18 protein-coding genes are annotated in these 23,827 nt (G+C 71.8%); 7 read left to right on the top strand and 11 right to left on the bottom strand.

Annotation, left to right across the window (positions count from 1 at the left end; translation table 11 throughout):
* The first annotated feature begins 62 nt into the window (after window positions 1-62).
* On the top strand, window positions 63-947 hold the full coding sequence (locus tag AACH10_RS11115; protein ID WP_341410479.1) for an HDOD domain-containing protein: 885 nt from the start codon (window positions 63-65) through the stop codon (window positions 945-947).
* Window positions 948-1,182: 235 nt separating this feature from the next.
* Window positions 1,183-3,597: a PAS domain-containing hybrid sensor histidine kinase/response regulator gene (locus AACH10_RS11110; protein ID WP_341410478.1), complete on the top strand. Its 2,415-nt coding sequence runs from the start codon at window positions 1,183-1,185 to the stop codon at window positions 3,595-3,597.
* A gap of 1 nt (window position 3,598) precedes the next feature.
* On the opposite strand, the gene minE is transcribed toward AACH10_RS11110, so the two are convergent.
* The 3 genes from minE to minC all read right to left on the bottom strand — a co-directional run bounded on the left by minE (window position 3,599) and on the right by minC (window position 5,537).
* A complete protein-coding gene (gene minE, locus AACH10_RS11105; protein WP_341410477.1) occupies window positions 3,599-3,859 on the bottom strand; it encodes a cell division topological specificity factor MinE in 261 nt (86 codons plus the stop codon).
* 5 nt (window positions 3,860-3,864) lie between these two features.
* Window positions 3,865-4,680, bottom strand: a complete 816-nt coding sequence (gene minD, locus AACH10_RS11100) for a septum site-determining protein MinD (RefSeq protein WP_341410476.1) — start codon at window positions 4,678-4,680, stop codon at window positions 3,865-3,867.
* Between the two features lie 62 nt (window positions 4,681-4,742).
* Window positions 4,743-5,537 carry a septum site-determining protein MinC gene (gene minC, locus AACH10_RS11095; protein ID WP_341410475.1) on the bottom strand — a complete coding sequence of 265 codons (795 nt, stop codon included), beginning with the start codon at window positions 5,535-5,537 and terminating at the stop codon, window positions 4,743-4,745.
* 191 nt (window positions 5,538-5,728) lie between these two features.
* Between minC and AACH10_RS11090 the strand changes: the two genes are divergently transcribed.
* Window positions 5,729-6,163 (top strand): FKBP-type peptidyl-prolyl cis-trans isomerase, encoded by a 435-nt coding sequence (locus AACH10_RS11090; protein ID WP_341410474.1) that lies wholly within the window; start codon window positions 5,729-5,731, stop codon window positions 6,161-6,163.
* 27 nt (window positions 6,164-6,190) lie between these two features.
* On the opposite strand, the gene AACH10_RS11085 is transcribed toward AACH10_RS11090, so the two are convergent.
* The gene (locus AACH10_RS11085) at window positions 6,191-6,892 is read right to left on the bottom strand and encodes an OmpW/AlkL family protein (RefSeq protein ID WP_341410473.1); all 702 of its coding nucleotides are present in this window, start codon (window positions 6,890-6,892) and stop codon (window positions 6,191-6,193) included.
* A gap of 23 nt (window positions 6,893-6,915) precedes the next feature.
* On the bottom strand, window positions 6,916-8,262 hold the full coding sequence (locus AACH10_RS11080; RefSeq protein WP_341410472.1) for an alpha/beta hydrolase family protein: 1,347 nt from the start codon (window positions 8,260-8,262) through the stop codon (window positions 6,916-6,918).
* Between the two features lie 475 nt (window positions 8,263-8,737).
* On the opposite strand from AACH10_RS11080, the gene AACH10_RS11075 reads away from it, so the two are divergent.
* The gene (locus AACH10_RS11075; RefSeq protein ID WP_341410471.1) at window positions 8,738-9,109 is read left to right on the top strand and encodes a DUF4148 domain-containing protein; all 372 of its coding nucleotides are present in this window, start codon (window positions 8,738-8,740) and stop codon (window positions 9,107-9,109) included.
* A 105-nt stretch (window positions 9,110-9,214) separates the two neighbouring features.
* Here the strand turns inward: AACH10_RS11075 and AACH10_RS11070 are convergent, their stop codons facing one another.
* From AACH10_RS11070 to AACH10_RS11045, 6 genes are all read right to left on the bottom strand, one after another.
* The gene (locus AACH10_RS11070; RefSeq protein WP_341410470.1) at window positions 9,215-10,129 is read right to left on the bottom strand and encodes a transglutaminase family protein; all 915 of its coding nucleotides are present in this window, start codon (window positions 10,127-10,129) and stop codon (window positions 9,215-9,217) included.
* A complete protein-coding gene (locus AACH10_RS11065) occupies window positions 10,126-12,726 on the bottom strand; it encodes a circularly permuted type 2 ATP-grasp protein (RefSeq protein WP_341410469.1) in 2,601 nt (866 codons plus the stop codon). The genes AACH10_RS11070 and AACH10_RS11065 overlap by 4 nt, the downstream gene beginning before the upstream one ends.
* Before the next feature lie 69 nt (window positions 12,727-12,795).
* Complete coding sequence (locus AACH10_RS11060; protein ID WP_341410467.1) at window positions 12,796-16,344, bottom strand: transglutaminase family protein; 3,549 nt, start codon at window positions 16,342-16,344, stop codon at window positions 12,796-12,798.
* A gap of 94 nt (window positions 16,345-16,438) precedes the next feature.
* The gene (locus tag AACH10_RS11055) at window positions 16,439-17,395 is read right to left on the bottom strand and encodes an alpha-E domain-containing protein (protein ID WP_341410466.1); all 957 of its coding nucleotides are present in this window, start codon (window positions 17,393-17,395) and stop codon (window positions 16,439-16,441) included.
* 23 nt (window positions 17,396-17,418) lie between these two features.
* Window positions 17,419-18,855: a circularly permuted type 2 ATP-grasp protein gene (locus AACH10_RS11050; protein ID WP_341410465.1), complete on the bottom strand. Its 1,437-nt coding sequence runs from the start codon at window positions 18,853-18,855 to the stop codon at window positions 17,419-17,421.
* A gap of 48 nt (window positions 18,856-18,903) precedes the next feature.
* Window positions 18,904-21,450 (bottom strand): DNA internalization-related competence protein ComEC/Rec2, encoded by a 2,547-nt coding sequence (locus AACH10_RS11045; RefSeq protein ID WP_341410464.1) that lies wholly within the window; start codon window positions 21,448-21,450, stop codon window positions 18,904-18,906.
* Between the two features lie 56 nt (window positions 21,451-21,506).
* Here AACH10_RS11045 and AACH10_RS11040 point away from each other — a divergent pair, with 56 nt between their 5' ends.
* The 3 genes from AACH10_RS11040 to ubiM all read left to right on the top strand — a co-directional run.
* Window positions 21,507-21,962 carry a RidA family protein gene (locus AACH10_RS11040; protein WP_341410463.1) on the top strand — a complete coding sequence of 152 codons (456 nt, stop codon included), beginning with the start codon at window positions 21,507-21,509 and terminating at the stop codon, window positions 21,960-21,962.
* Window positions 21,959-22,450 carry a disulfide bond formation protein B gene (locus tag AACH10_RS11035; RefSeq protein WP_341410462.1) on the top strand — a complete coding sequence of 164 codons (492 nt, stop codon included), beginning with the start codon at window positions 21,959-21,961 and terminating at the stop codon, window positions 22,448-22,450. Before AACH10_RS11040 ends, AACH10_RS11035 begins: the two co-directional genes overlap by 4 nt.
* Window positions 22,451-22,494: 44 nt before the next feature.
* Window positions 22,495-23,827: 5-demethoxyubiquinol-8 5-hydroxylase UbiM (ubiM, locus tag AACH10_RS11030; RefSeq protein WP_341410461.1), on the top strand; the 1,333-nt coding region annotated here is incomplete at its 3' end.

Here is a 23,827-nt window from a genome sequence, read left to right as displayed (position 1 = left end):
CATCGGCCATCAAGATCCGCCGCCGGTGGCCGATAAGGCGACAAACCGTTGACCTGCCCACCATGAGCCCCACCGCTGCTGCACGTGCCTCCACCGCCGCCATCCAGGCCGAAATCGAGCAGGCACGGCGCTGCGGCCCGCTGCAGCACATCGCCATTCCGCCCTGCCCCACGCTGCTGCTGCGGCTGAAGGACGCCCTGGCCCCGCGCGAGCCCGACCTGACCGAGGTGGCCCACATCGCCTCGCACGACGTGGCCATGTCGGCCGCGCTGATCCGCCTGGCCAACAGCCCGCTGCACAGCGGCGGCCACACGGTCAGCACCGTCGGCCAGGCCATGACCTTGCTGGGCCTGGACGAGACCGCCCGCGCGATGACCGAATTCCTGGTGGCCAAGGCCCTGCCGGTGCGCAGCGCGCAGCTCGAGCGCTTCTGGGAACGCTCGCGCCGCCGTGCCGTGGCCATGGCCTTCATCGCGCGCCAGCTGCCCGGACTGCCGGTGGACCTGGCCCACGCCCACGGCCTGTTCTGCCATGTGGGCCTGCCGGTGCTGCTGCAATGCGTGCGCGGCTATGCCGCCACGCTGATGGAAGCCGACATGCGCCACGACCGCAGCGGCGTGGCCACCGAGAACGCCAACCACCGCACCGACCATGCCGTCACCGGCGCCCTGGTGTGCAAGCTGTGGCGCTTCTCGCCCACGCTGGTGGCCTCGGTGCGCCTGCACCACGATCTCGCCCACCTGGGCGACGCCGGCGCCGACAACGAGGTGCACACGCTGGTGGCCGCCGGCCTGCTGGCCGAGCACCTGATGCGCCGCGCCGAACGCATGCCACCCGACCGCGAATGGCACGACCATGCCGACACCGCGCTGGACTGGCTGGCCGTTCCCGCGACCGAACTGGAAGCCTGGGAAGACCAGCTGCAGCCGCTGTTCGACGCGGCCTGAGCGCATGGCGGGGCAAACCCGCAGTGCATCCGTCCATGTCACGACGGAACGATTCGACAGCCCCTGTGGGGAGTGCTGGACATGCACCTGCGGCGCATGGACAGCCCCCCAGGTGCCGCCCAGAATGACTTCGAGCTTGATCGCTCAGCGGCCGCACCGCTAATGCGGGACGTCAGCGTCCCGACCTGATGAATGACGGCCGCGCCGCCACGGTCGTTGGGAGACGGGTCGCCGCATGTTCAAGTCCGCCAGTCTGCGCACGAAGCTCACGCTGGCGATCGGCCTGACGGGCCTGGTCGCCGCGCTGGCACTGGCCCTGGCCACCCGCCACCTGGCCGAGCACCAGATCGAGCACGCCCAGCAGCGCCTGCTGACCCTGGCCGCCCAGGATGTGGCGGCCCGGTTCGCACACGACCCGCATGCCCATGCCGGCGAGTGGCGCCGGCTGGCCGAGCCATGGCGGGCCGACGGGGTGCAGTTCAGCGTCACCGACGCGCAGGGCCGCGTGCTGATCGGCGAGCCCGTGGCCGGTGGGCACACCGCGCCGGCATCCCAGCCATCCGAACCCACCGCCGCTGCCCGCCCTGCCCCGCCCGAACCGCTGCGTTTCACCGACCCCGACGGCCGCGAGCGCCTGGCCATGGGCGTGCTGGCCGCCGGCCATGGCCGCGCTCCGGGTCTGGGATGGCGCGTGGTGGCCAGCACCGACGCCGAGACCGCATTCGCGCCCGCGCGGCAGCTGGCGCTGCTGACCGCCGCGCTGGGCCTGCTCGCGGTGGCGGTGGTCACCACCGGGGTCTGGGTGGCGCTGGGCCGCCTGCTGCAGCCACTGCGCCAGATGGGCGACGCCGCCGCCCGGCTGTGCCAGGGCGCGCTGGACACGCCGATGCCACTGCCTCGCGGCCACGGCGAGGTGGCGCAGTGCACCCGCTCGCTGGTCGCGCTGGTGCATGCGCTGCAGCAGCGCAACCTGGCGCTGCGCCTGACCAGCCGCGTGTTCGACGAGAGCACCCAGGCGATCGCGTTGTGCGAGGCCGACGGCACGGTGATCACCGTCAACCCCGCCTTCGAAACCCTCACCGGCCACCGCCCCGACCAGGCGCCCGGCCAGGCGCTGGCCGCGCTGCTGGCCGCCGACCCGGGCGACGCCACGGTCCAGGCCCTGGCCGCGCCGCTGCAACTGGGCAGCGATTGGGCTGGCGAACAGGCGCTGTGCAGCAGCGACGGCCGGGCCTACACCGCCTGGCTCAGCCTGCATGCGCTGCGCGACGGTGCCGGCCACATCACGCACCGCGTGGCCATGCTCGACGACATCACCGAGCGCCAGCGCCACACCCAGGCGCAGGAACGCCACCGCCACCACCTCGAGGGCCTGCTGGCCGAACGCACCGCGGCGCTCAGCCAGGCCCATGCCGAACTGCACAGCACGCGGCTCTCGGCCGAGCGCGCCAAGCAGGCCAAGACCGATCTGCTGGCGGGCATGAGCCACGAGATCCGCACGCCGCTGAACGCCATCATCGGCCTCACGCACCTGCTGGCCCGCGACGGCCCGGCCGCCGCCACGCCACAGCGCCCGCAGCTCGAACGCATCCACGGCGCCGCCACGCAGCTGATGGGCATCGTCGACGATGTGCTCGACCTGTCCCGGATCGAGGCCGGCAAGGTGGCGGTGGCGCACACCGCGTTCTCGCTGGCCGACGTGATGACCGAGGTGCACGACATGCTGGCCGAGGCCGCCGCGCGCAAGGGCCTGGCCCTGGTGCTCGACCTGCATGACCTGCCGCTGCGCAGCCTGGGCGATGCCAAGCGCCTGCGCCAGGTGCTGCTGAACTTCGCCAGCAACGCGATCAAGTTCACCGAGCTGGGCCAAGTGCGGCTGGAGGGCTGCAGTGTGCAGCGCCAGGCCACGCGCTGCCGCGTGCGCCTGGGCGTGGCCGACACCGGTCCGGGCCTGGACGATGCCCAGCAGCAGCGCCTGTTCCAGCCCTTCGAGCCGTTGTCGTCGGCCGGCAGCCCCCAGCCCGGCGGCACCGGCCTGGGCCTGGTCATCGCCCGCCACCTGGCACGGCTGATGGGCGGCGAGGTGGGCGTGCACAGCGCGCCCGGCCAGGGCAGCCGCTTCTGGATCGAGCTGTGGCTCGACATGGCGCCCACCCCGGTGGCCCTGGCGCCCGCCAACCTGCCGGCGCGCAGCGACGCCGAGACTCAGCTGCGCCAGCGCCGCGGCCTGCGCGTGCTGCTGGCCGAGGACAACGTGGTCAACCAGGAAGTGGCCTCGGCGCTGCTCGAGTCGGTGGGCGTGCAGGTCGACGTGGTGGACGACGGCCTGGCCGCCGTGGCGCATGTGCAGCGCCAGCGCTACGACCTGATCCTGATGGACATGCAGATGCCCGGCATGGACGGCCTGGCCGCCACGCGGGCCATCCGCCAGCTGCCGCAGGGCGCGGCGGTGCCGATACTGGCGATGACCGCCCATGTCTTCGGCGACGCCGGTCGGGCCTGCCAGGAGGCCGGCATGAACGGCCATGTCACCAAGCCGGTGGCGCCCGAGACGCTGTTCTCGAAGATGCTGCAGTGGCTGCCCGAGGGGGCAGCGCAGGCGCCGGCCGCAGTGCCGGCAGCCGAAGCCGCCAGCGCGCTGACCGCCTGAATCACTTCACGCCGTCGGGCAGTTCGATCTTGACCTCGAGCACCTCGAGGTTGTCCTGCTTCTCGAGGCTGACCTTGATGTCGTCGGGCGAGATCTGCACGTACTTGCTGATCACCGCCACCAGGTCCTTTTGCAGGTCCGGCAGGTAGTCGGCACGCACGCCGCGGCCCGAGCGCTCGTGCGCCAGGATGATCTGCAGGCGCTCCTTGGCGACCGAGGCCGACTTCTTCTTCTCGCCGAGCAGGAAGGAGAGGAACGACATGCCGCTCACCTCCCGCCGAACAGACGCTTGAAGAAGCCGGGCTTCTCGGCCTCGGTGAAGCGCAGCGGGCGTTCCTCGCCCATGAAGCGCGCCACCACGTCGAGGTAGGCCTCGCTCACGTCGCTGCCCTTCAGGTGCACGGCCGGCGTGCCCTGGTTGCTGGCGTCCAACACGCTGTGGCTCTCGGGGATCACACCGATCAGCGGGATGCGCAGGATCTCCTGCACGTCCTGCAGCGACAGCATCTGGCCGTCCTGCACGCGGTGCGGGTTGTAGCGCGTGATCAGCAGGTGCTCCTTGATCGGCTCCTTGCCCTCGATGGCGCGCTTGGTCTTGCTGCCCAGGATGCCCAGGATGCGGTCGGAGTCGCGCACCGACGAGACCTCGGGGTTGGTGACCACCAGCGCCTCGTCGGCAAAGTGCATGGCCATCAGCGCACCGGTCTCGATGCCGGCCGGCGAGTCGCAGACGATGTACTCGAAGCCCTGGGCGATCAGGTCGTTCAGCACCTTCTCGACGCCTTCTTGCGTCAGCGCGTCCTTGTCGCGCGTCTGGCTGGCGGCCAGCACGAACAGGTTGTCGCAGTGCTTGTCCTTGATCAGCGCCTGGCTGAGGTTGGCCTCGCCCTGGATCACGTTGATCAGGTCATAGACCACGCGGCGCTCGCAGCCCATGATCAGGTCGAGGTTGCGCAGGCCGACGTCGAAATCGATCACGGCCGTCTTGAAGCCCTTCAAGGCCAGGGCCGAGGCGAAGCTGGCACTGGTGGTGGTCTTGCCGACCCCGCCCTTGCCGGAGGTGACGACGATGATCTTGGCCATCGGTGGGTGTTCCTTGTGCGTGTGAGTCTGTGTGGGGATGAAGACAGGCGGCAGGCCCGGCCTCAGACCGTCAGCGGTTCGATCTGGATGCGCTCGCCGTCCAGGCGCACCGAGGCCGGCTTGGCCCACACCGCGGGCGCCAGCGGCGTCTCGATGGTGCGGTAGATGCCGGCGATGGACACCAGTTGCGGCTCCAGGCAGGTGCTGAAGATGCGCGCCGTGGTGTCGCCGCGCGCACCGGCGATGGCGCGGCCGCGCAGCGGCGCGTAGACATGGATGTTGCCGTCGGCGATGACCTCGGCACCGAAGCTCACCACCGCCAGCACCACCAGGTCGCCGCCACGCGCATAGACGCGCTGGCCCGAGCGCAGCGGCTTGTCCAGCACCAGCGTCGGCGCTCCCGAGGCGGCGGGCACTTCGCGCACCACCTCCACCTCCTTCAGCACCTCGACCTCGCGCACCACTTCCTTGACCACCTCGCGCACCTCGACCTCGTGGCGCATGGTGGGCGGCTCGGCGGCGCCGTGCGGCGCGGCGTCCAGCGCCTCGGCCAGGCCGGCGGCGCGGGCGGCCGCGGTCTGCGCGGCGCTGCCACCCTGCACCGCGATGGGCACCAGGCGGTGGCGCCGGATGGCCGGCAGCAAGGCGGCGAAATCGAGGGTGCCGGCGGCCTCGCGCAGCGGGCTCAGATCAAGCACCACGGGGTCGTCGTCGAACAGACCGGGCGTGTCGGCAAACCGCGCGTCCAGCGCCTGCACCAGCTCGGCCACGTCGGCCGTCTGCAGGCGCAGCGCGGTGAGCGTCCAGGCGGTGCTCTTCAGGTCGAACGCAGCTTTGGCCGGAGCGGCAGAGGGCATGGGGCGGGAGGTGACGCGCGCCGGGCAGGCGCGGTGGCGACGGCAGATGAAACAACGCGCCGGACATCACGGAAATCCGTCACGGCCGAACGCTGGGCGCAAGTGTATCCGGCGCCCGGCACCGCCACCGGCGGCACCGGCGTCGGTGCGATGATGCGCCCCTCTCGATGCCTCGCCACCTGTACAAGCCCATGTCCAAGCCCCTGTCGACCTCGCCGCTGGCTGCTGCCGGCGTTCTGCTCGCGGCCCTGCTGGCCGCCCTGCCCGCCCAGGCCCAGCCGGGCACCACCGTCACCACCCAGTCCGGCCTGGTGATGCAGACCGTGACCGAGGGCAACGGCCCCAGCCCGGCGGCCACCGACGTGGTCAAGGTGCACTACCGTGGCACCTTTCCGAACGGCAAGGAGTTCGACAGCTCGCACAGCCGCGGCCAGCCGGCCGAGTTCCCGCTCAACCGCGTGATCCCCTGCTGGACCGAGGGCGTGCAGCGCATGAAGGTGGGCGGCAAGGCCAAGCTCACCTGCCCGCCGGCCATCGCCTACGGCAGCCGCGGCGCCGGCGGCGTGATCCCGCCCGACGCCACGCTGCACTTCGAGGTGGAACTGCTGGGCATTAAGGGCCACTGAGGCCCGGCCGGGGCGGCGCTGCCCCGGTCAGAAGCTGTAGCCCAGCGACATCGTGCCGGCCGTCGGCCGGAACGTGATGTGCGTGGTGCGCACGATGTCGCCGCTGTTGGTGCGCGTGGTGGCCGTGCTGTCCGTCTGCACATCGGCATGCGCCACCGTGGCCACGAAGAACCAGCGCCCGCCCAGCGGCACCGTCACGCCCGCATGCACCGCCAGCCCCACCGAATCCTTCAGCGTGGTGGTGGTGGGCCCGCCGCTGGCCGCGTTGCCCGAAGGCGTGCTGCGGATGTCGGTGAACCGGGTGAAGTTGATGCCGGCACCGACGAAGGGCACCAGCTTGCCGCCGAACAGGCTGTCGAAGTGGTAGTTCACGAAGGCCGTCGGCGCCACCTGCTTGACCGACAGGATCTGGCCGAAGGGCTCGATGAAGCCCCGGCCGTACACCTTGTGCTTGGGCGGCAGGCCCACCGCGGCCTCGATGCTCCAGGTGGGGTTGAGGCGGTAGACATAGCCGAAGCCGATGGTGTCGGCATCGCCCACGTCGATCATCGCGCCCGGCGGCGGCAGCGCGCTGCCGCCCTGCAGGGCCGGTGCCTTGCTCTTCACGTCGATGTGCATGCCGCCGAAATAGACGGTGTGCGACTGCGCCTGCACGGCGCCGGCCGAAAACAGGCCGAGCCCGAGCCCGAGGCCCAGGCCGAGCGTGGCCAGTGTGGGGGTGTTGCGCATGGGGAGTCCTCGTATCCGGGTGATCAGAGGCCGGAGGCCAGCGTCTGCTGGAAGAAGCCGCGCATCAGCGCCGTGCAGAACGGCGGCACCAGACCGCCGTGGTACTGCGCGGTGGCGTTGGTGCCGGCGGCGGTCTTGCGGGCCTGGAAGCCGGCGTACAGCGCATCGCCCAGCGCGCCGCTGGGCAGCGTGCTGCGGCTTTCCAGGTTGAAGGCCGGCACCTGCGCGCCGCGCGCCGCGAAGTCGGCCTGCGCATCGGTGGCGTTGAAGTAGAAGATCGTCGGATCCTCGGCGCCGCCGCACAGCGCCATCGGCCGCTTCGGTGTCCAGCCCAGCAGCGAGTTCTCCTCGATCCGCTTGCGCAGGCGGCTGCTGGCATAGGCCGTGCGGAAGCTGTCGGTCAGCAGCCCGCCGGTGCCCCAGATCATCGTCAGCGTCGGATCGGCCGGCAGCTTGCCCTGGGCCATCAGGTCACTGACCGCGGTGTCGGTCGGGAACAGCGTCTCGGCGGTGGCCGCATAGGGCGACTGGTAGACCTCGTTGACGCTGGCGTAGATGTCGCCATAGGTCTTCTGGTAGCCGGTCAGGATCAGCGGCGTGAACAGCACCGCGCCGGCCGGCACCGGGCCCGCACCATAGGCCACGTCCACCGTCTTGAGCCAGTTGTACGGGCCCGACATCGGCCCCGAGGCCGTGACCGTGAATTCGCCCGCGTGGTCGCGCTCGATCACCTTGTGCGTGGCCATCGCCACATAACCGCCCTCGGAGTAGCCGGTGACCAGCAGCTTGGCCGACGGCTTGACCGCGCTGGCCGCGGCCAGATGCGCCTTGGCGGCGCGCAAGCCGTCGACCATGTCGACGGCATTCGCCTCGGCCAGGATGTAAGGGTGGTACGACAGCGACGAACGGTCGTAGCCCAGGTAGTTGGGTGCGACGACGATGAAGCCCTGCGCGGCATACATCGACATCAGCAACGCGCCCTCGCTGTTGTGCGCCACATCGGCGATGTTGTACGACTTGGCGGTGGTGGTGCCGTGCGCGTGCAGCAGCACCGGCCGCTCGCCCGAGCAGTTGGCGCCGGTGCCCGAGGGCACCATCACCGCCGTCGACGCGGTGGCCGGCTGACCGGCGGGATCGCGTGTCACGTAGTAGACGTAGCGGATGTCGACGTCGCACTGCGCCAGGCCGGTCAGCGCCTGGGCGCCGGAGGCCGCGGTGCCCGCGTCGATGGTGGCCATGGCCACCTGCGCCGCCAGTTGCGCCGTGATGATGGTGCCGCGCGCCGGCGGCGCATCGTCACCTCCGCCGCCGCAGGCCGCCAGCAATGCCGCCGTCAACAGCGACAGCGCCCCATTCCGCTTGATGCTCATTGCGCCTCCTGTCGGGCCCGCAGCCCGAGATCCCCACGAAGAATCGAACGACCGTTCGATTTGTTCAATCCACTGTACGCAGCGCCGTCACGCCGCCAGAACCGTGGTTTCCCCCGGAGACCGGGGCGCGCATGACCTGCATCAAAGCCCGGCGCCGTGGCCCGGGCCGGCATGGGGTACGGCGCGGCGTGGGCGCCCCTTCGTGACAGGTGTTGGCAGGTGCCTGGCCCGGGGGGCCGCGGCCAACGTTGCTTGAGCGCGACACAACCGGATGGTGCAAGGCCGGCGGGCATAATCCAAGGGCTACCGGCGAATCCCGCCAAGCGGCCCGAAAGGCCACGGCAGGCGTCAACGGCCCAGGCTGCAAACGCGTTGCTGGAGCAGGTGTTCGACGTGAATGTCACGGCGAGCCCGCCGGGATCGGCCCGGCATCGGTGGCATGTCCACAGTTCGAAACCACGTAAGAGGAATAGCCATGAAGAAATCGCTGATCACCCTGTCCGCCCTCATCGCCGCCGTGTTCGCCAGCCAGTCGGTGCTGGCCCAGGAAGCCCCGAAGGCCCGCGCCGAGGTGAAGAAGGAAGCCGCCGCCGCCGAGAAGGCCGGCACCCTGCCCAAGGGTGAAGACGCTGGCGCCAAGGAGGCTGCCAAGTCGACCAAGGCCCGCGCCGAAGTGAAGAAGGAAGCCGCCGCCGCCGAGAAGGCTGGCACCGCCCCGAAGGGTGAAGGCGCCGGCGCCGTCGAGAAGGCCAAGTCGACCAAGGCCCGCGCCGACGTCAAGAAGGAAGCCGCTGCCGCCGAGAAGGCTGGCACGAACCCGGTGGGCGAAGGCGCCGCCAAGAAGTAATCCGACATCCGATGCAGGCGCTGCGGCGCCTGCGACCGATGCCACGCGGTGGCACTGCGCAAGCGGTGCCACCGCGTTGTCGTTTCAGGGGCCCGGCGTCAGGCGTCAGGCCTCAGGTGGTGTCAGTGGCGACAGCGGCATCACCGTCACCGCCACCTCGGGCGGCGCACTGCCACCGCCACGGATCACGCCGCGCAGCGGCGCCACGTCGCCATAGTCGCGGCCCCAGGCCAGCGTGACATGGTCGCAGCCCACCACGCAGTCGTTGGTGGGGTCCAGCGCCACCCAGCCCTGGCGCGGGCACCACACGGCCAGCCAGGCATGGCTGGCGTCGGCCCCCACCAGGCGCGGCTGGCCCTCGGGCGGATGGGTCAGCAGGTAGCCGCTGACATAGCGCGCGGCCAGACCCAGCGAGCGCAGCGCACCGATGGTCAGGTGCGCGAAGTCCTGGCACACGCCCTCGCCGCGGTCCAACGCCGTGGGGGCATCGGTGGCCACATCGGTGGACAGCGGGCGGTAGCGCATGTGGCGGTGCACCCGCTGCATCAGCGCCAGCGCGCCGGCCAGCAGCGGCCGCTGCGGCGTGAACAGGTCGGCCGCGAACGCGGCCAGCCGCGCGTCGTGTGGCGCGAAGCGCGAGCCCAGCACGAACTCGGCGGCCTCGGGCTGCTGTACGCCGGCCGCGTAGCGCAGCGCATGGGCCACGGCCTCCCACGGCGGGCTGTCGTCGGCGCGCAGCGCGCGCGGCGGGCGGATCTGCACGCGAAAGCTCGAGCGCACGGTCAGCGAGGCATGCACCTGGGCATGGCTGAAGCCGTGGCGCCAGTTGCCGAAGGCGTCCAGGCTCTGCTGCACGGCGCCATCGGGCGCTGGATCGATCTGCAACTGCCAGTCGACCACGCGCTGCGTGTCGGTGTCGCGCGGGCGCAGGTGGGCGCTGTGGTGCGCCACTTCCACCGGCATGTCATAGCGGTAGTGGGTGTCGTGGCAGACCGACAGCCACACGGGCCCGGCGCTCATTGCCACACGCGGTGCTCGGGCGAGGCCACGTGCACGAAGAGGTGGCGGCCGATCTCGTCGGACAGGCCACGCGCGGCGGTGCAGCACTGGCGCAGCGCGGCCACCAGCGCGGCATGGCCGCCGTCGGCATCGGCCGTGCCCAGGCCGGCCAGGTCCCAGCCCTCGGGCTGCGGCAGGTCGGCGGTGACACCGGCCACCCAGTCGTCACCGGCCCCGCCACGCGCCAGCTTGCGCAGGCGGTCGCGCATGGTGCGCGCCACCCAGGCCAGCGAGCGCGGGTTGTCGGTGTCGAAGACCAGCAGGTGCAGCAGCGGCAGCACCTCGCGCCGCGCCTGGAACTGGGCGCGGTAGGTGATCAGGCTGTCGAACAGTCCCAGCAGCAGCGCGAAACCGTCGTCGGCCTCGTGCACGCGCAGCTCGAAGCCCAGCGCCAGCGCATGGGCCAGCATGTCCAGGCGTTCGATCTGGCGGCCCACGCTGAGCAGGCGCCAGCCGTCGTCGCGGGTCATGCGGTCGGTCTGCGCGCCGGTGATGGCCGACAGGTGCGTGGCCGCGCGGCCAAGCACGCCCTGCACGTCGGCCACCGTGGCATGGCCGTCGCCGGCCTTCAGCGCGTCGTCCAGGTGCTGCTCGAAACGGCGGTCCACCTCGTGGATCAGCCGCCAGTGCTCGGGCGACAGGCGCTCGCGCAGCGCCAGCGCGCAGTGGCGCAGGCTGCGCAGGTTGCGGCCCACGCCCGAGGCCAGGTCGTTGCCGCGCAGGCCGGCCAGCAGCACGCGCTCGAACACGCGTGGTGATTGCTGCGGCGTGGGCACGTCGCGCCCCACCAGGCCGTGCCACACCGACAGTTCGCCCAGCAGGCGCAGCACCGGCGCGCTGGCGCCCGGCAGCGACTCGAGCACCAGGCGCGCCAGGCGCACGGTGTTCTCGGCGCGCTCGGTGTAGCGGCCCAGCCAGAACAGGTTCTCGGCCGCGCGGCTGGTGACGCTGCGGTGCCAGCCGCGCAGGTCGTCGGCAGTCAATGCACGCGGCAGCAGCGTGCTGTCGTCGACCTCGCCGCGGGTGATGACCCAGGTGTCGGCGCTGGCGCTGCCATGCTGCATGCTCAGCCAGGGATCGGGGGCCACGCCGCCCTCGGCCGGCCCGGCCACGCGGGTCAGGCCGCCGGGCAGCACGCGCCAGCCGCCGGCGCCATCGGCCACCGCGTACACGCGCAGCACCGCCGCGCGCGGGTGCATCTGGCCGTGGGCGAACACCGGCGTCTCGGACAGGCGCACACGCGCCTGCAGCGTGTAGGCCGCGGGGTCGGCGTCGATGCGCGCGGCCAGGCGTGCGCGCTCGTCGGCCGGCAGCGCCGCGGCCACGCGCGGGCCGAAGCCGCTGTCGGGGAAGGTGGGCGCCACCACGTAGTCGGCCAGGTGCTCGCGCTGCTCGGCCCACACCGCGGCCTCGCCACACCACCAGCTGGTGGCCGCCGGCATGGCCAGGGGCTCGCCCAGCAGGCGCTCGGCCACGCCGGGCCAGAAGGCGGCCAGGCCGGGGCTTTCGAGCACGCCGGCGCCGGGCGCATTGGCCAGCACCACGGTGCCGGCGCGCAGCGCCTGCATCAGGCCGGGGATGCCCAGGGCCGAGTCGCCGCGCAGTTCCAGCGGATCGAGGAACTCGTCGTCGACGCGGCGCAGCACCACGTGCACCGGCTCCAGGCCATGCATGGTCTTCAGGTACAGCTGCTGGCCACGCACCGTGAGGTCACTGCCCTCGACCAGCGAGACACCCAGGTAACGCGCCAGGAAGGCCTGCTCGAAGTAGGTTTCGTTCAGCGGACCGGGCGTGAGCAGCACGATGCGGCTGCGTGCGCCGGCCGGGCTGGCGCGCAGCAGGCCATCGAGGAGCGCCCGGAAGCTGGCCGCCACGCGCTGCACATTCAGCTCGGCGAACTGCTCGCGGAACTGCGGCGCGATCAGCAGCCGGTTCTCCAGCAGGTAGCCCAGGCCCGAGGGCGCCTGCGCGCGCTGCGCCAGCACGCTGAAACGGCCGTCGGGGCCGCGCATCAGGTCGAAGGCCAGCAGGTGCAGCCACTGCCCGCCCACCGGCTGCAGGCCGCGCACCGGCCGCAGGTACTGCGGATGGGCGTAGATCAGCGAGGCCGGCAGCAGCGCGTCGCGCAGCAACCGCTGCGGGCCGTACAGGTCGGCCATCGTGGCTTCGAGCAGGCGCGCGCGCTGCGCCACGCCACGCTCGAGCTGGGCCCAGTCATCCGCGCCCACGATGTAGGGCAGCAGCGCCAGCGGCCAGGGCCGCGCGCCGGTGTCGCCGTCGGCGTAGACGTTGTAGGTGGCGCCGTCCTCCTGCACGCGCTGGCCCACGCGGTGGTGGCGGCCCGGCAGGTCGGCCCAGCCGGCCGGGCCGAGGATCTGCACGAAGCGCTGCCAGTGCTCGGCCGCCGCACCGGCCAGCTGGCCGGGACCGGCGGCCCGCCACTCGTCCCACGCGCCGGGGCTGGCACGGCGCACCAGCGCCGCCACGGCGGCGCCCGGCGCCGGGGCACCGGGACCGGGCTTCACCTCGCCGTCATCGTTCAGCCATCGCTCGGACATGGTCCGATGATGCCTTGCCGGCGGGCGCTGGCACGCGGCTTCCCACCCGAGCGGGTGCCATTCGGCACATCACGCGGTGCGCAGGTCCAGCGTGAACGGGAACTCCAGGCTGTGCTCGGCCTGGCCCACCCGCATCGTGCCCGGCGTGTGGCCGATGGTGAAGAAGCGCGCCAGGCGCCGGCTCTCGGCCTCGTAGGCGTTGATCGGGAAGGTGGCGTAGTTGCGCCCGCCCGGATGTGCCACGTGGTACTGGCAGCCGCCCAGCGAGCGCTGGCTCCAGCGATCGACCAGGTCGAAGGTCAGCGGTGCGTCCACGCCGATGGTCGGGTGCAGCGCGCTCGGCGGCTGCCAGGCGCGGTAGCGGATGCCGCAGACGTACTCACCGGCGCGGCCGGTGGGCTGCATCGGCACGGCCACGCCATTGACCGTGACCACATGGCGCGGATCGGTCAGGCCCGAGGCCTTGAGCTCCAGGCGCTCGACCGACGAATCCACGTAGCGCACGGTGCCGCCGGCAGCCCCCTCCTCGCCCATCACATGCCAGGGCTCCAGCGCGGTGCGCAGCTGCAGTTGCACGCCACGCGCCACATGGCTGCCGATCTTCGGGAAGCGGAACTCGAAGTGCGGCGCGAACCATTCCGCCTTGAACGCGAAGCCGGCCTGGCGCAGCTCGTCGAGCAGGTCCTCGAAGTCCATCCACTGGAAGGTGGGCAGCAGGAAGCGGTCGTGCAGCGCCGTGCCCCAGCGCACCAGCGGTGCACGGTAAGGCTCGGCCCAGAAGCGCGCCACCAGCGCGCGCAGCAGCAGCTGCTGGGCCACGCTCATGCGCGCATGCGGCGGCATCTCGAAGGCGCGCAGTTCCAGCAGGCCGAGGCGCCCGGTTGCGCTGTCGGGCGAGTACAGCTTGTCGATGCAGAACTCGCTGCGGTGGGTGTTGCCGGTCACATCCACCAGGATGTTGCGCAGCGTGCGGTCCACCAGCCAGGGCGGCATCTCCTGGCCGTACACCGCCTTGTTGCGCTCGATCTCGCCGAGGGCGATCTCCAGCTCGTACAGCTGGTCGTTGCGCGCCTCGTCGACGCGCGGCGCCTGGCTGGTGGGGCCGATGAACAGGCCCGAGAACAGGTAGCTCAAGCTGGGGTGGTTGTGCCAGCAGGCCAGCAGCGAGGCCAGCACATCGGGCCGGCGCAGGAAGGGCGAATCCTCGGGCCGCGCGCCGCCCAGCACGATGTGGTTGCCGCCGCCGGTGCCGGTGTGGCGGCCGTCGAGCATGAACTTCTCGGTGGACAGGCGGCTCTGCCAGGCCGCGTCGTACAGGAACTCGGTGTGCTCGACCAGTTCCTTCCAGTCGTGCGCCGGGTGGATGTTGACCTCGATGACGCCGGGGTCGGGCGTGACCTGCAGCAGCTTCAGGCGCGGGTCGCGTGGCGGCGGGTAGCCTTCCAGCACCAGCTTGACGCCGCGCTCGACGGCGGTGGCCTCCACCGCGGCCAGCAGCTCCAGGTAGTCCTCCAGGCGCTGCAGCGGCGGCATGAAGACATACAGCACGCCGCGCTGGCGGCCGCTGGCCAGTGCCGCGGCCTCGACCTTGGGCCCGTTGACGCGCGCGGGGTCGCGCACCTCCACCACCAGGGCCGTGCGCACGATCCACGCGGCTGATTCGAAGCGGCTGGGCGAGCGCGACAGATCCACCGACGCGGCCGCGCTGTTGGCCAGTGCCGCGGCCGATGCCGTGCCCGGCCCGGTGCCCGGCGCAGTGCCACCGGACAGGCCGGTGCCGGCAGCCGGCCAGCCCGCGCCGGCACCAGCGCCCGCCGGCACATGGTGGCCCTGCCCCTGAACGGCCACCACGCCGCCCTCGGCAAAGCCGCCGCCCACCACATGCGCGGCGTACTGGCTGCGGATGGCGGCCGCGGCCGGCAGCGCATCGCGCGGCGCGAAGGGGTCGTGCTCGATGTGGTACGGGTATTCGGTGCCACTGACCCAGGGCAGCGAATCCAGCGGCAGGCGGTAGCCCATCGGCGAATCGCCGGGGAACAGGTACATGCGCTCGTCGCGGAAGAACCAGGGCCCGGTCTCCCAGCGTGCGCCGGCCAGGGCCGCGCCGCCTTCGGCCCGGCGCAGCGGCAGCGCATAGCCCACCACCTGGTCGAGCCCCTGGCCGAACACGCGGCGCAGGCGCACGCGCTCCATCTCGTCGTCCAGGCGCGCGTCGAAGGGGTCGACATTGACCGGCAGGCGGCGCTCGCGCCACAGGAAGTACCAGGTGTCCTCGTAGCCCGGCTGCACATGGTCGGCGGTGACGCCCAGGCGGCGCGTCAGTGCCTGCATGAAGGCCTGGGCATCGGCCTCGGTGTAGCGGTGGTCGTCGCGCTCGTCGGCGAACAGGCTCGGGTCATGCCAGCAGGGCTGGCCGTCGGCGCGCCAGCAGATGCTGAGCGCCCAGCGCGGCAGCTGCTCGCCGGGGTACCACTTGCCCTGGCCGAAGTGCAGGAAGCCGCCGTCGGCATAGTGCGCGCGCAGGCGCTGCGTGAGGTCTTGCGCCAGGATGCGCTTGGTGGGGCCCAGCGCATCGGTGTTCCATTCGGCGCCGTCGCGGTCGTCCACGCTGACGAAGGTGGGCTCGCCGCCCATGGTCAGGCGCACGTCGCCGGCCTGCAGCTTGGCATCCACCGATTCGCCCAGGGCCAGCACCTCGGCCCATTGCTCGTCGGTGTAGGGCTGGGTCACGCGCGGCGACTCGTAAATGCGCGTGATCTGCATGTGGTGCTCGAAGCTCACCTCGCACTCGTCCACTGCGCCGCTGATCGGCGCGGCGCTGCTGGGCACCGGCGTGCAGGCCACGGGAATGTGGCCCTCGCCGGCCAGCAGGCCCGAGGTGGGGTCCAGGCCGATCCAGCCGGCGCCGGGCAGGAACACCTCGCACCAGGCGTGCAGGTCGGTGAAGTCGACCTCGGTGCCGCTGGGGCCGTCCAGCGCCTTGACGTCGGGCTTCAGCTGGATCAGGTAGCCCGAGACGAAGCGCGCGGCCAGGCCCAGGTGGCGCAGGGTCTGCACCAGCAGCCAGCCGGTGTCGCGGCACGAGCCGCTGGCCTTGGTCAGCGTCTCGTCGGGCGTCTGCACGCCCGGCTCCATGCGGATCAGGTAGCGGATGTCGTGCTGCAGGCGCTGGTTCAGGCCCACCAGGAAGTCGATGGTGCGCACCTCGCTGCGGTCGATGGTGGCCAGGAAGGCGGCCAGCGCCGGCGTGGGCTCGCCCACCGCCAGGTAGGGTGCCAGCTCCTGCGCCAGCGCCTCGCCGTAGGCGAACGGATAGGTCTCGGCGCCCGGCTCCAGGAAGAAGTCGAACGGGTTGTAGACCGACATCTCGGCCACCAGGTCGACCGTGACCTTGAACTCGGTGGTCTTCTCCGGGAACACCAGGCGCGCCAGGTGGTTGGAGAACGGGTCCTGCTGCCAGTTGATGAAGTGCTCGACCGGCTCGACCTTCAGCGAGTAGCTGAGGATGGGCGTGCGGCAATGCGGCGCCGGGCGCAGGCGCACCACCTGCGGCGACAGGCTGACCCGCCGGTCATAGCGGTAGTGCGTGACGTGGTTCAGCGCAACGTGGATGGACAAGGAATACCTCTTTCGGAAAGGCGTCGTGCAATGCAAGACGCGCCATCGTGGCGATGGCGCGTGACAAGGTGGTGGCCCTGCGTGAGACCGAGAGTCAGGCCGGCATCAGGAAGTCGCGGCTGATGCCGCCGCCGATGTCGTTGATGCGGTCGAGGTACTGGGTCAGGAAGGCGTGCAGCCCGGTGGCCAGGATCTCGTCGATGCGCGCGAACTGCAGGTCGGCGCGCAGGCGGCCGGCGCGGCGGCGGGTCTCGGCGCTCTGCGGGTTGGCCACCTGGTCGAGGTTGGCCACCACCTCGTCCATGCAGGCGGCCAGCGAGCGCGGCATGTCGGGGCGCAGGATCAGCAGTTCGGCCACCTTGTCGGGGCGGATGACGTTGCGGTAGACCTTGCGGTAGATCTCGAAGCCGCTCACCGAGCGCAATATCGCGCTCCAGTGATAGAAGTCGACCTCGGGCGCATCGTCGTCGCCCCAGTTGCCGAAGTAGTCGCGCGCCAGCGCATGAAACTTCACGTCCACCAGGCGGGCCGTGTTGTCGCCGCGCTCCAGGAAAGTGCCGATGCGGATGAAGTGCAGCGCCTCGTCCTGCAGCATGGTGCCCACGGTGACGCCGCGGCTCAGGTGCGAGCGGAACTTCACCCACTCGAACAGCGCCGAGGGGTCGCGCTCGAAGCTGTCGTCGGCCAGCAGGCGCTTGAACTCCAGCCAGGTCTGGTTGGTGGTTTCCCACAGCTCGGTGGTGAGCGCGCCGCGCACGGCGCGGGCGTTCTCGCGCGCGGCCTGCAGGCAGGCCACGATGCTGGACGGGTTGCCCGCGTCACGCACCATGAAGTGCATGACGTTGGCGGCATTCACCTCGGCGTGCTTCTGGTGGAAGGCGTGGGTGAGCTCCGAGATGCCCAGCACCCCGGCCCAGCCCAGCTCGGCGCGGTGGTTCTGCTGCGGCAGCAGCGAGGTCTGGTAGTGCACGTCCAGCATGCGTGCGGTGTTTTCGGCCCGCTCCATGTAGCGGGCCATCCAGAACAGGTGGTCGGCGGTACGCGACAGCATGTGTTTTCTTCCGTGTTCGTCGATCAGGCCTCGAGCACCCAGGTGTCCTTGGTGCCGCCGCCCTGGCTGCTGTTGACCACCAGCGAGCCTTCCTTCAGCGCCACGCGGGTCAGGCCGCCCGGCACCATCTGCACTGTCTTGCCCGACAGCACGAAGGGCCGCAGGTCGATGTGGCGCGGCGCGATGCCCTTCTCGACGAAGGTGGGGCAACTCGACAGCGCCAGCGTGGGCTGCGCGATGTAGTTGGACGGGTTGGCCACCAGCGCGGCGCGGAAAGCCTCGATCTCGGCCTTGCTGGCGGCCGGCCCGACCAGCATGCCGTAACCGCCGGCGCCATGCACCTCCTTGACCACCAGGTCGGGCAGATGCGCCAGCACGTACTTCAGCGACTCGGGCTCGCGGCAGCGCCAGGTGGGCACGTTCTGCAGGATGGGCTTCTCGCCCAAGTAGAACTCGACCATCTGCGGCACGTAGCTGTAGATGCTCTTGTCGTCGGCCACGCCGGTGCCGATGGCATTGGCCAGCGTCACATTGCCGGCGCGGTAGGCCTCCAGCAGGCCGGCGCAGCCCAGCGTGCTGTCGGGGCGGAAGGCGCGCGGGTCGAGGAAGTCGTCGTCGACGCGGCGATAGATCACGTCCACGCGCTTGGGGCCCTGCGTGGTGCGCATGTAGACGAAGCCGTCCTTCATGAACAGGTCCTGGCCCTCGACCAGTTCCACGCCCATCTGCTGGGCCAGGAACGCGTGCTCGAAGTAGGCGCTGTTGTACATGCCCGGCGTCAGCACCACCACGGTGGGCTCGTTGACGGCCGCCGGCGCCACCTCGCGCAGGGTTTCGAGCAGCAGGTCGGGGTAGTGCGCCACCGGGGCGATGCGGTGGCGGCCGAACAGCTCGGGGAACAGCCGCATCATCATCTTGCGGTTCTCGAGCATGTAGCTCACGCCCGAGGGCACGCGCAGGTTGTCTTCCAGCACGTAGTAGGTGCCGCTGCCATCGGGCTGCGCGGCGCGCACGATGTCGATGCCGGCGATGGCCGAGTAGATCTGGCGCGGCACGTCCACGCCCATCATCTCGGGGCGGAACTGCGCGTTGCGGGTGATCTCGTCGGCGGGGATCAGCCCGGCCTTCAGGATCTCCTGGTCATGGTAGACATCGTGCAGGAAGCGGTTGAGCGCCGTGACGCGCTGCACCAGGCCCTGCTGCATGCGCTGCCACTCGTCGGCCGGGATGATGCGCGGGATCAGGTCGAACGGGATCAACCGCTCGGTGCCCGCGCCGTCCTCGTCCTTGGCGCCATAGACCGCGAAGGTGATGCCCACCCTGCGGAAGATCATCTCGGCTTCTTCGCGCCGCGCGGCCATGCGCTCGGCAGGTTGCTCGGCCAGCCAGCGGTCAAAGCCGCCGTAATGGGCGCGGACGGTGCCGGCGCCATCGTGCATCTCGTCGAATGCGGGTTTCATGCGTCGGGGGCTCCTGACGAGAGGGAATCTGCGAAAGGGAATTAGCAACTATCGAACCAGGGTTTCCGCGAGGGCGTCCGCCACCGGCCCATGCCAGTAACGGCGGCGCACATCACGGGTGCATCTTGCCGCACCATCCTGCCACCACCATGCACCACATCGATCCGTTCGCACCAGAACAATGCGTCGATCGTCGTAACGCGCCACCACATCGGGCGCCGGATGGCCGAATCGGCTGCGGTAGCCCGCCTGCACCACCGCCACCTGCGGGGCCACGGCGTCCAGGAAGGCGGCACTCGACGAGGTGCGGCTGCCGTGGTGCGGCACCAGCAGCACCTGGGCGGCCAGTTCATCGGGCGCCAGGCGCTGCAGCATCGCGGCCTCCTGTTGCGCCTCGATGTCCCCGGTGAGAAGAACGCGGCGGCCGGCGGCATCGGTGATGCGCAGCACGCACGACAGCGCATTGGGCCGCAGCCCGGCCGCGTGGGCCTCGGGCGTGGGATGCAGCACGGCGAAGTGCACGCTCTCCCATTGCCAATGCTGGCCGGCCTGGCAACGGGTGTGTGCGGGCGCTCCGGGGGCGGTGCGCAGCGGGTGGTCGTCGGCCAGGGAGCTCCAGACCTCCCCCACCGGCAGCGCGGCCAGCAGGGTGGCGGCACCGCCCACATGGTCGGTGTCGCGGTGGCTGAGCATCAGCCGGTCAATGCGCCGCTCGCCGCGGGCGCGCAGCAGCGGTAGAAGCACGCGCTGGCCGGCGTCGCTGTCGCGGCTGATCTGCGGGCCGGTGTCATAGACCAGCAGGTGCGCGTGCGTGCGCACCAGCACGGCCGTGCCCTGCCCCACGTCGGCCGCCAGCACCTGCACGCTGCCGGGCGGCGGCCGATCGGGCGCCGGCCACAGCAGCGGCAGCACCAGCGGCAAGGCCAGCACCCGCAGTCGCCAGGGCAGCGGCAGCACGCCCAGCACCGCGCCGGCCAGGCCGCTGGCCACCGCCCAGGCCGGCGCGGCGCCAGCCGTCCACACCGCCAGCGGCCAGCCGGCCAGCCAGGCCAGCCCTCCCACTCCAGCCTGCACCACGGCCGCAGCCAGGCTCCACAGCGGCGGCACCAGCGCCCCCAGCAAGGCCAGCGGCGTGATCAGCAGCGTGACCAGAGGAATGGCCACCAGGTTGGCCACGAAGCCCACCAGCGACAACTGCTGGAAGAACACCAGCGACAGCGGCGCCAGGCCCAGCGTGGCCACCACCTGCGCCCGCAGATGGCCCGTTGCCGCGCCGGCCACACGCGTCCGCCAGTCCGGCGCTTTGTCCGGCGCTTTGTCCGGCGCTTTGTCCGGCGCTTTGTCCGGCGGCATGTCACGCGACGTTGGCGGCGCGGGCCTGGTGCGCGTGACCGGCTCCGACACCATCAGCAGCGCCACCGCGGCAAAGCTCAGCCAGAACCCGGCCTGCAGCAGCGCCCAGGGATCGACCACCGTCACCACCACGGCGGCGATCAACAGCACCAGCAGCCAGGGCCAGCGCAGGCCGGCGCCCCGCAGCACGGCCGTGGCGGCCAGCATCACCGCGGTGCGCTGGGCCGGCACGCCCCAGCCGGCCAGCAGCGCATAGGCCGCCGCCAGCGCCAGCCCGCCCCAGCGGGCCGCCTGCACCGCGGGCAGCGCCAGCATGGCGCGTGGCCAACGCCGCCACAGTGCGCCGATCACCGCCGCGGCCAGCCACGCGAACATCGTGACGTGCACGCCCGAGATCGACACCAGGTGCGCGATGCCGGTGCTGCGGAACAGCTCCCAGTCGGCACGTTCGATGCCGGCCTGATCGCCCACCACCAGCGCCGCCAGCACGGCCGCCACGCGCGCATCGCCCACCTGGCGGCGGATGGCCTCGCGCAGCCGGCCGCGCAGGCGCTCGACCGGGTAGGCGCCGGTCTCCGCCAGCAACTGGGCAGGCGCGCCACCGCGCAGCACGCGCACCGAGCCGTTGGCGCCCAGGCCTTGCTCGAACCACCACAGTTCGACGTCGAAGCCCTCGGGGTTCATCGCGCCGTGCAAGGCCTTCAGGCGCAAGGGCAGGCGCCACCGCTGGCCGGCCTGCAGTTCGGCGCGGGGCTCGTCCAGCCAGGCGGTCTCGTCGGCACCGCCCCACCAGCCCAGCGTCAGGCGCCGGGGCAGGCGCACCGGCTGGCCACGCGCCTCGGCGTGCTCCACGGCGAAGGTGAACCGGGTGCCGGCGGGGCCTTGGTCGGGCATCGCGGCCACCACGCCGGTGACGGTCAGGTCCACGCCTTCCAGTGCCGGTTCCAGCCGGTCGGCCAGGCGGTCGGCGGCGCGCCAGGCGGTGCTGGCAAAGCCCACACCGGCCAGGCCCGCGCAAAGCAGCCCCCACGCCAGCGCCGGCCCCAGGCGGCCAGCCCAGCGGCGGCAGCGCAGTCCCAAGGCGGCAGCGATCACCATTGCCAGCAGCGCCGCGGCCAGCAGCGCCCGGTTGCAGGCCGGCGGCCACAGCGCCGGCTGCTGCAACTGCAGTGCCAGGCCGCCCAGCCAGGCCAGGCCCGGCAAGGCGATGCGCCAGCCGCCAAGACCCCCCGTGTCGGCCATGGAGCGCAGTGTAGGATGACCGATTGCCTTCCGATCCACTCTGTCTGGCCCCTGACATGTCCGTCTACGACACCCTCTCGCAACTCGGCATCACCCTGCCCCCGGTGGCCGTGCCCGCCGCCGCCTACGTGCCCTTCGTGCAGACCGGCAAGCTGGTCTTCCTGTCGGGCCACATCGCCAAGAAGGACGGCAAGCCCTGGGTGGGCCAGCTGGGCGCCGGCATCAGCACCGCCGAAGGCCAGGCCGCTGCGCGCGCCGTGGCCATCGACCTGCTGGGCACGCTGCACGCCGCCACCGGCGACCTCAACAACGTGGCCCGCATCGTCAAGGTGATGAGCCTGGTGAACAGCACGCCCACGTTCACCGAGCAGCACCTGGTGACCAACGGCGCGTCCGAGCTGATCGGCCAGGTGTTCGGCGCCGCCGGCGCCCATGCCCGCAGCGCCTTCGGCGTGGCGCAGGTCCCGCTGGGCGCCTGCGTCGAGATCGAGCTGATCGCGGAACTGAAGTGAGTTCTGCGGTTCGCCCGGTGCCGCTGCTGCTGGCCGCGGCCGTGGCCAGCTTCGGCGCCGTGGGCGCGGCGCTGTTCACCCAGGTGGCCTGGGGCATGCAGCCCTGCCCCTGGTGCGTGCTGCAGCGGCTGATCTTCGTGGCCATCGGCACGGCCGCGCTGCTGGGCCTGCTGATGCGCAGCCGCCTGATGCGCCGGGTGATGGCCGCGCTGATGGGCCTGCTGGCCCTTGGCGGCATGGCCGCCGCGCTGTGGCAGCACTTCGTGGCCAGCAAGAGTGCCTCGTGCAACCTGACGCTGGCCGACAAGATCATGTCGGCCACCGGACTGGACCGCGCGCTGCCGCTGGTGTTCGAGGCCACGGCCAACTGCGCCGATGCCTCGGCTCCGCTGCTGGGCCTGGCCTACGAGTTCTGGAGCCTGGGCCTGTATGCCCTGCTGGCCGTGGTGGCCTTGCAGGCGATGCGGCGCCAAAGCTTCTTCGGGTGACCCCGGTCAAGGCCCGCTGAGGGCCGCTCGGGCAGCATCGCGCGATGCCCGAGACCACCGCCCCCGCGCCCACCCCCGCCCTTCCCCTCCCCGGCCCGGCCGACGCCGATGTGCTGATCGTCGGCGCCGGCCCCGCCGGCCTGGCCCTGGCCACCGCGCTGGCCGATGCCGGCCTGGTGCCGCTGCTGCTGGAGCAGCAGGCACTGGCCGCCATTGCCGAGCCGGCCGAGGACGGCCGCGACATCGCGCTGACCCACCGCGCGCGGCAGATCATGGCCGACCTGGGTCAGTGGGAGCGCGTGCCCGTCGAGCACATCGCGCCGTTGCAGCAGGCCGCCGTGGTGGACGGCAGTGGCACGGGCCCGCTGCGCTTCGCCACCGGCGATGCCGAGCCGCTGGGCTGGCTGGTGCCCAACCACCTGATCCGCCGCGCGGCCTACCAGGCCGCCGTCGCCCGGCCGGCGGTGCAACTGCGCTGCGAGGCGCGTGTCACCGCGCTGAATCGCAGCGGCCCGCTCGCCAGCGTCACGCTGGCCGATGGCACGGTGCTGCGCGCGCCGCTGGTGGTGGCCGCCGACAGCCGCTTCTCGGGCACGCGGCGCCTAGCCGGCATCGGTGCGGCGATGCGCGACTTCGGCCGCAGCGTGGTGGTGGGCCGTGTGCGGCATGAACGCGACCACGAGGCCACGGCCTGGGAATGCTTCCGCTACGGCAACACGCTGGCCCTGCTGCCGATGAACGAGCGTCAGTGCTCGGCCGTGGTGACGGTGGCCAGCGACCAGGCGCCTGAATGGCTGGCGCTGGACGATGCCGCGTTTTCCGCACGCATCCAGGGTCAGGCCGATGGACGGCTGGGCACGATGTCGGCCGCCGGCCCGCGCCACCATTACCCGCTGGTGGGCGTGTACGCGCACCGCTTCGTCGGCGAGCGCTTCGCCCTGGTGGGCGATGCGGCCGTGGGCATGCACCCGGTCACCGCGCATGGCTGGAACTTCGGCCTCTATGGCGTGCAGGTGCTGTCGCGCCAGATCGCCGCGGCGCGGCGCGCCGGCCGCGACATCGGCGCGCTGGCCGTGCTGCAGCCCTACGAGGCCGAGCACCGCCGCGTGACGCGGCCGGTGTACCTGGGCACCAATGCCATCGTCTCGCTGTTCACCGACGAGCGCGGCCCGGCCCGCCTGGCCCGCCGCGCGGTGCTGAACGCCGCCGAGCATGTGCCGCCGCTGGCCGCGGTGATCAAGACCGCGATCACCGCGCAACTCACCGGCCGCCGGCCCGCGCTGGCCGGCCTGCCGACCTTGCCCGACTTACCGCCGATGCCGGCCTGGGCCCAGGCGCTGCGCGACAAGGCGCTGGACCGGTTCAGCGGCGCGGGGC

It is taken from the genome of Pseudaquabacterium inlustre, assembly GCF_038066595.1.
GTDB classification, from domain to species: domain Bacteria; phylum Pseudomonadota; class Gammaproteobacteria; order Burkholderiales; family Burkholderiaceae_C; genus Pseudaquabacterium; species Pseudaquabacterium inlustre.
This window is presented reverse-complemented; position numbering and strand designations above follow the sequence as displayed.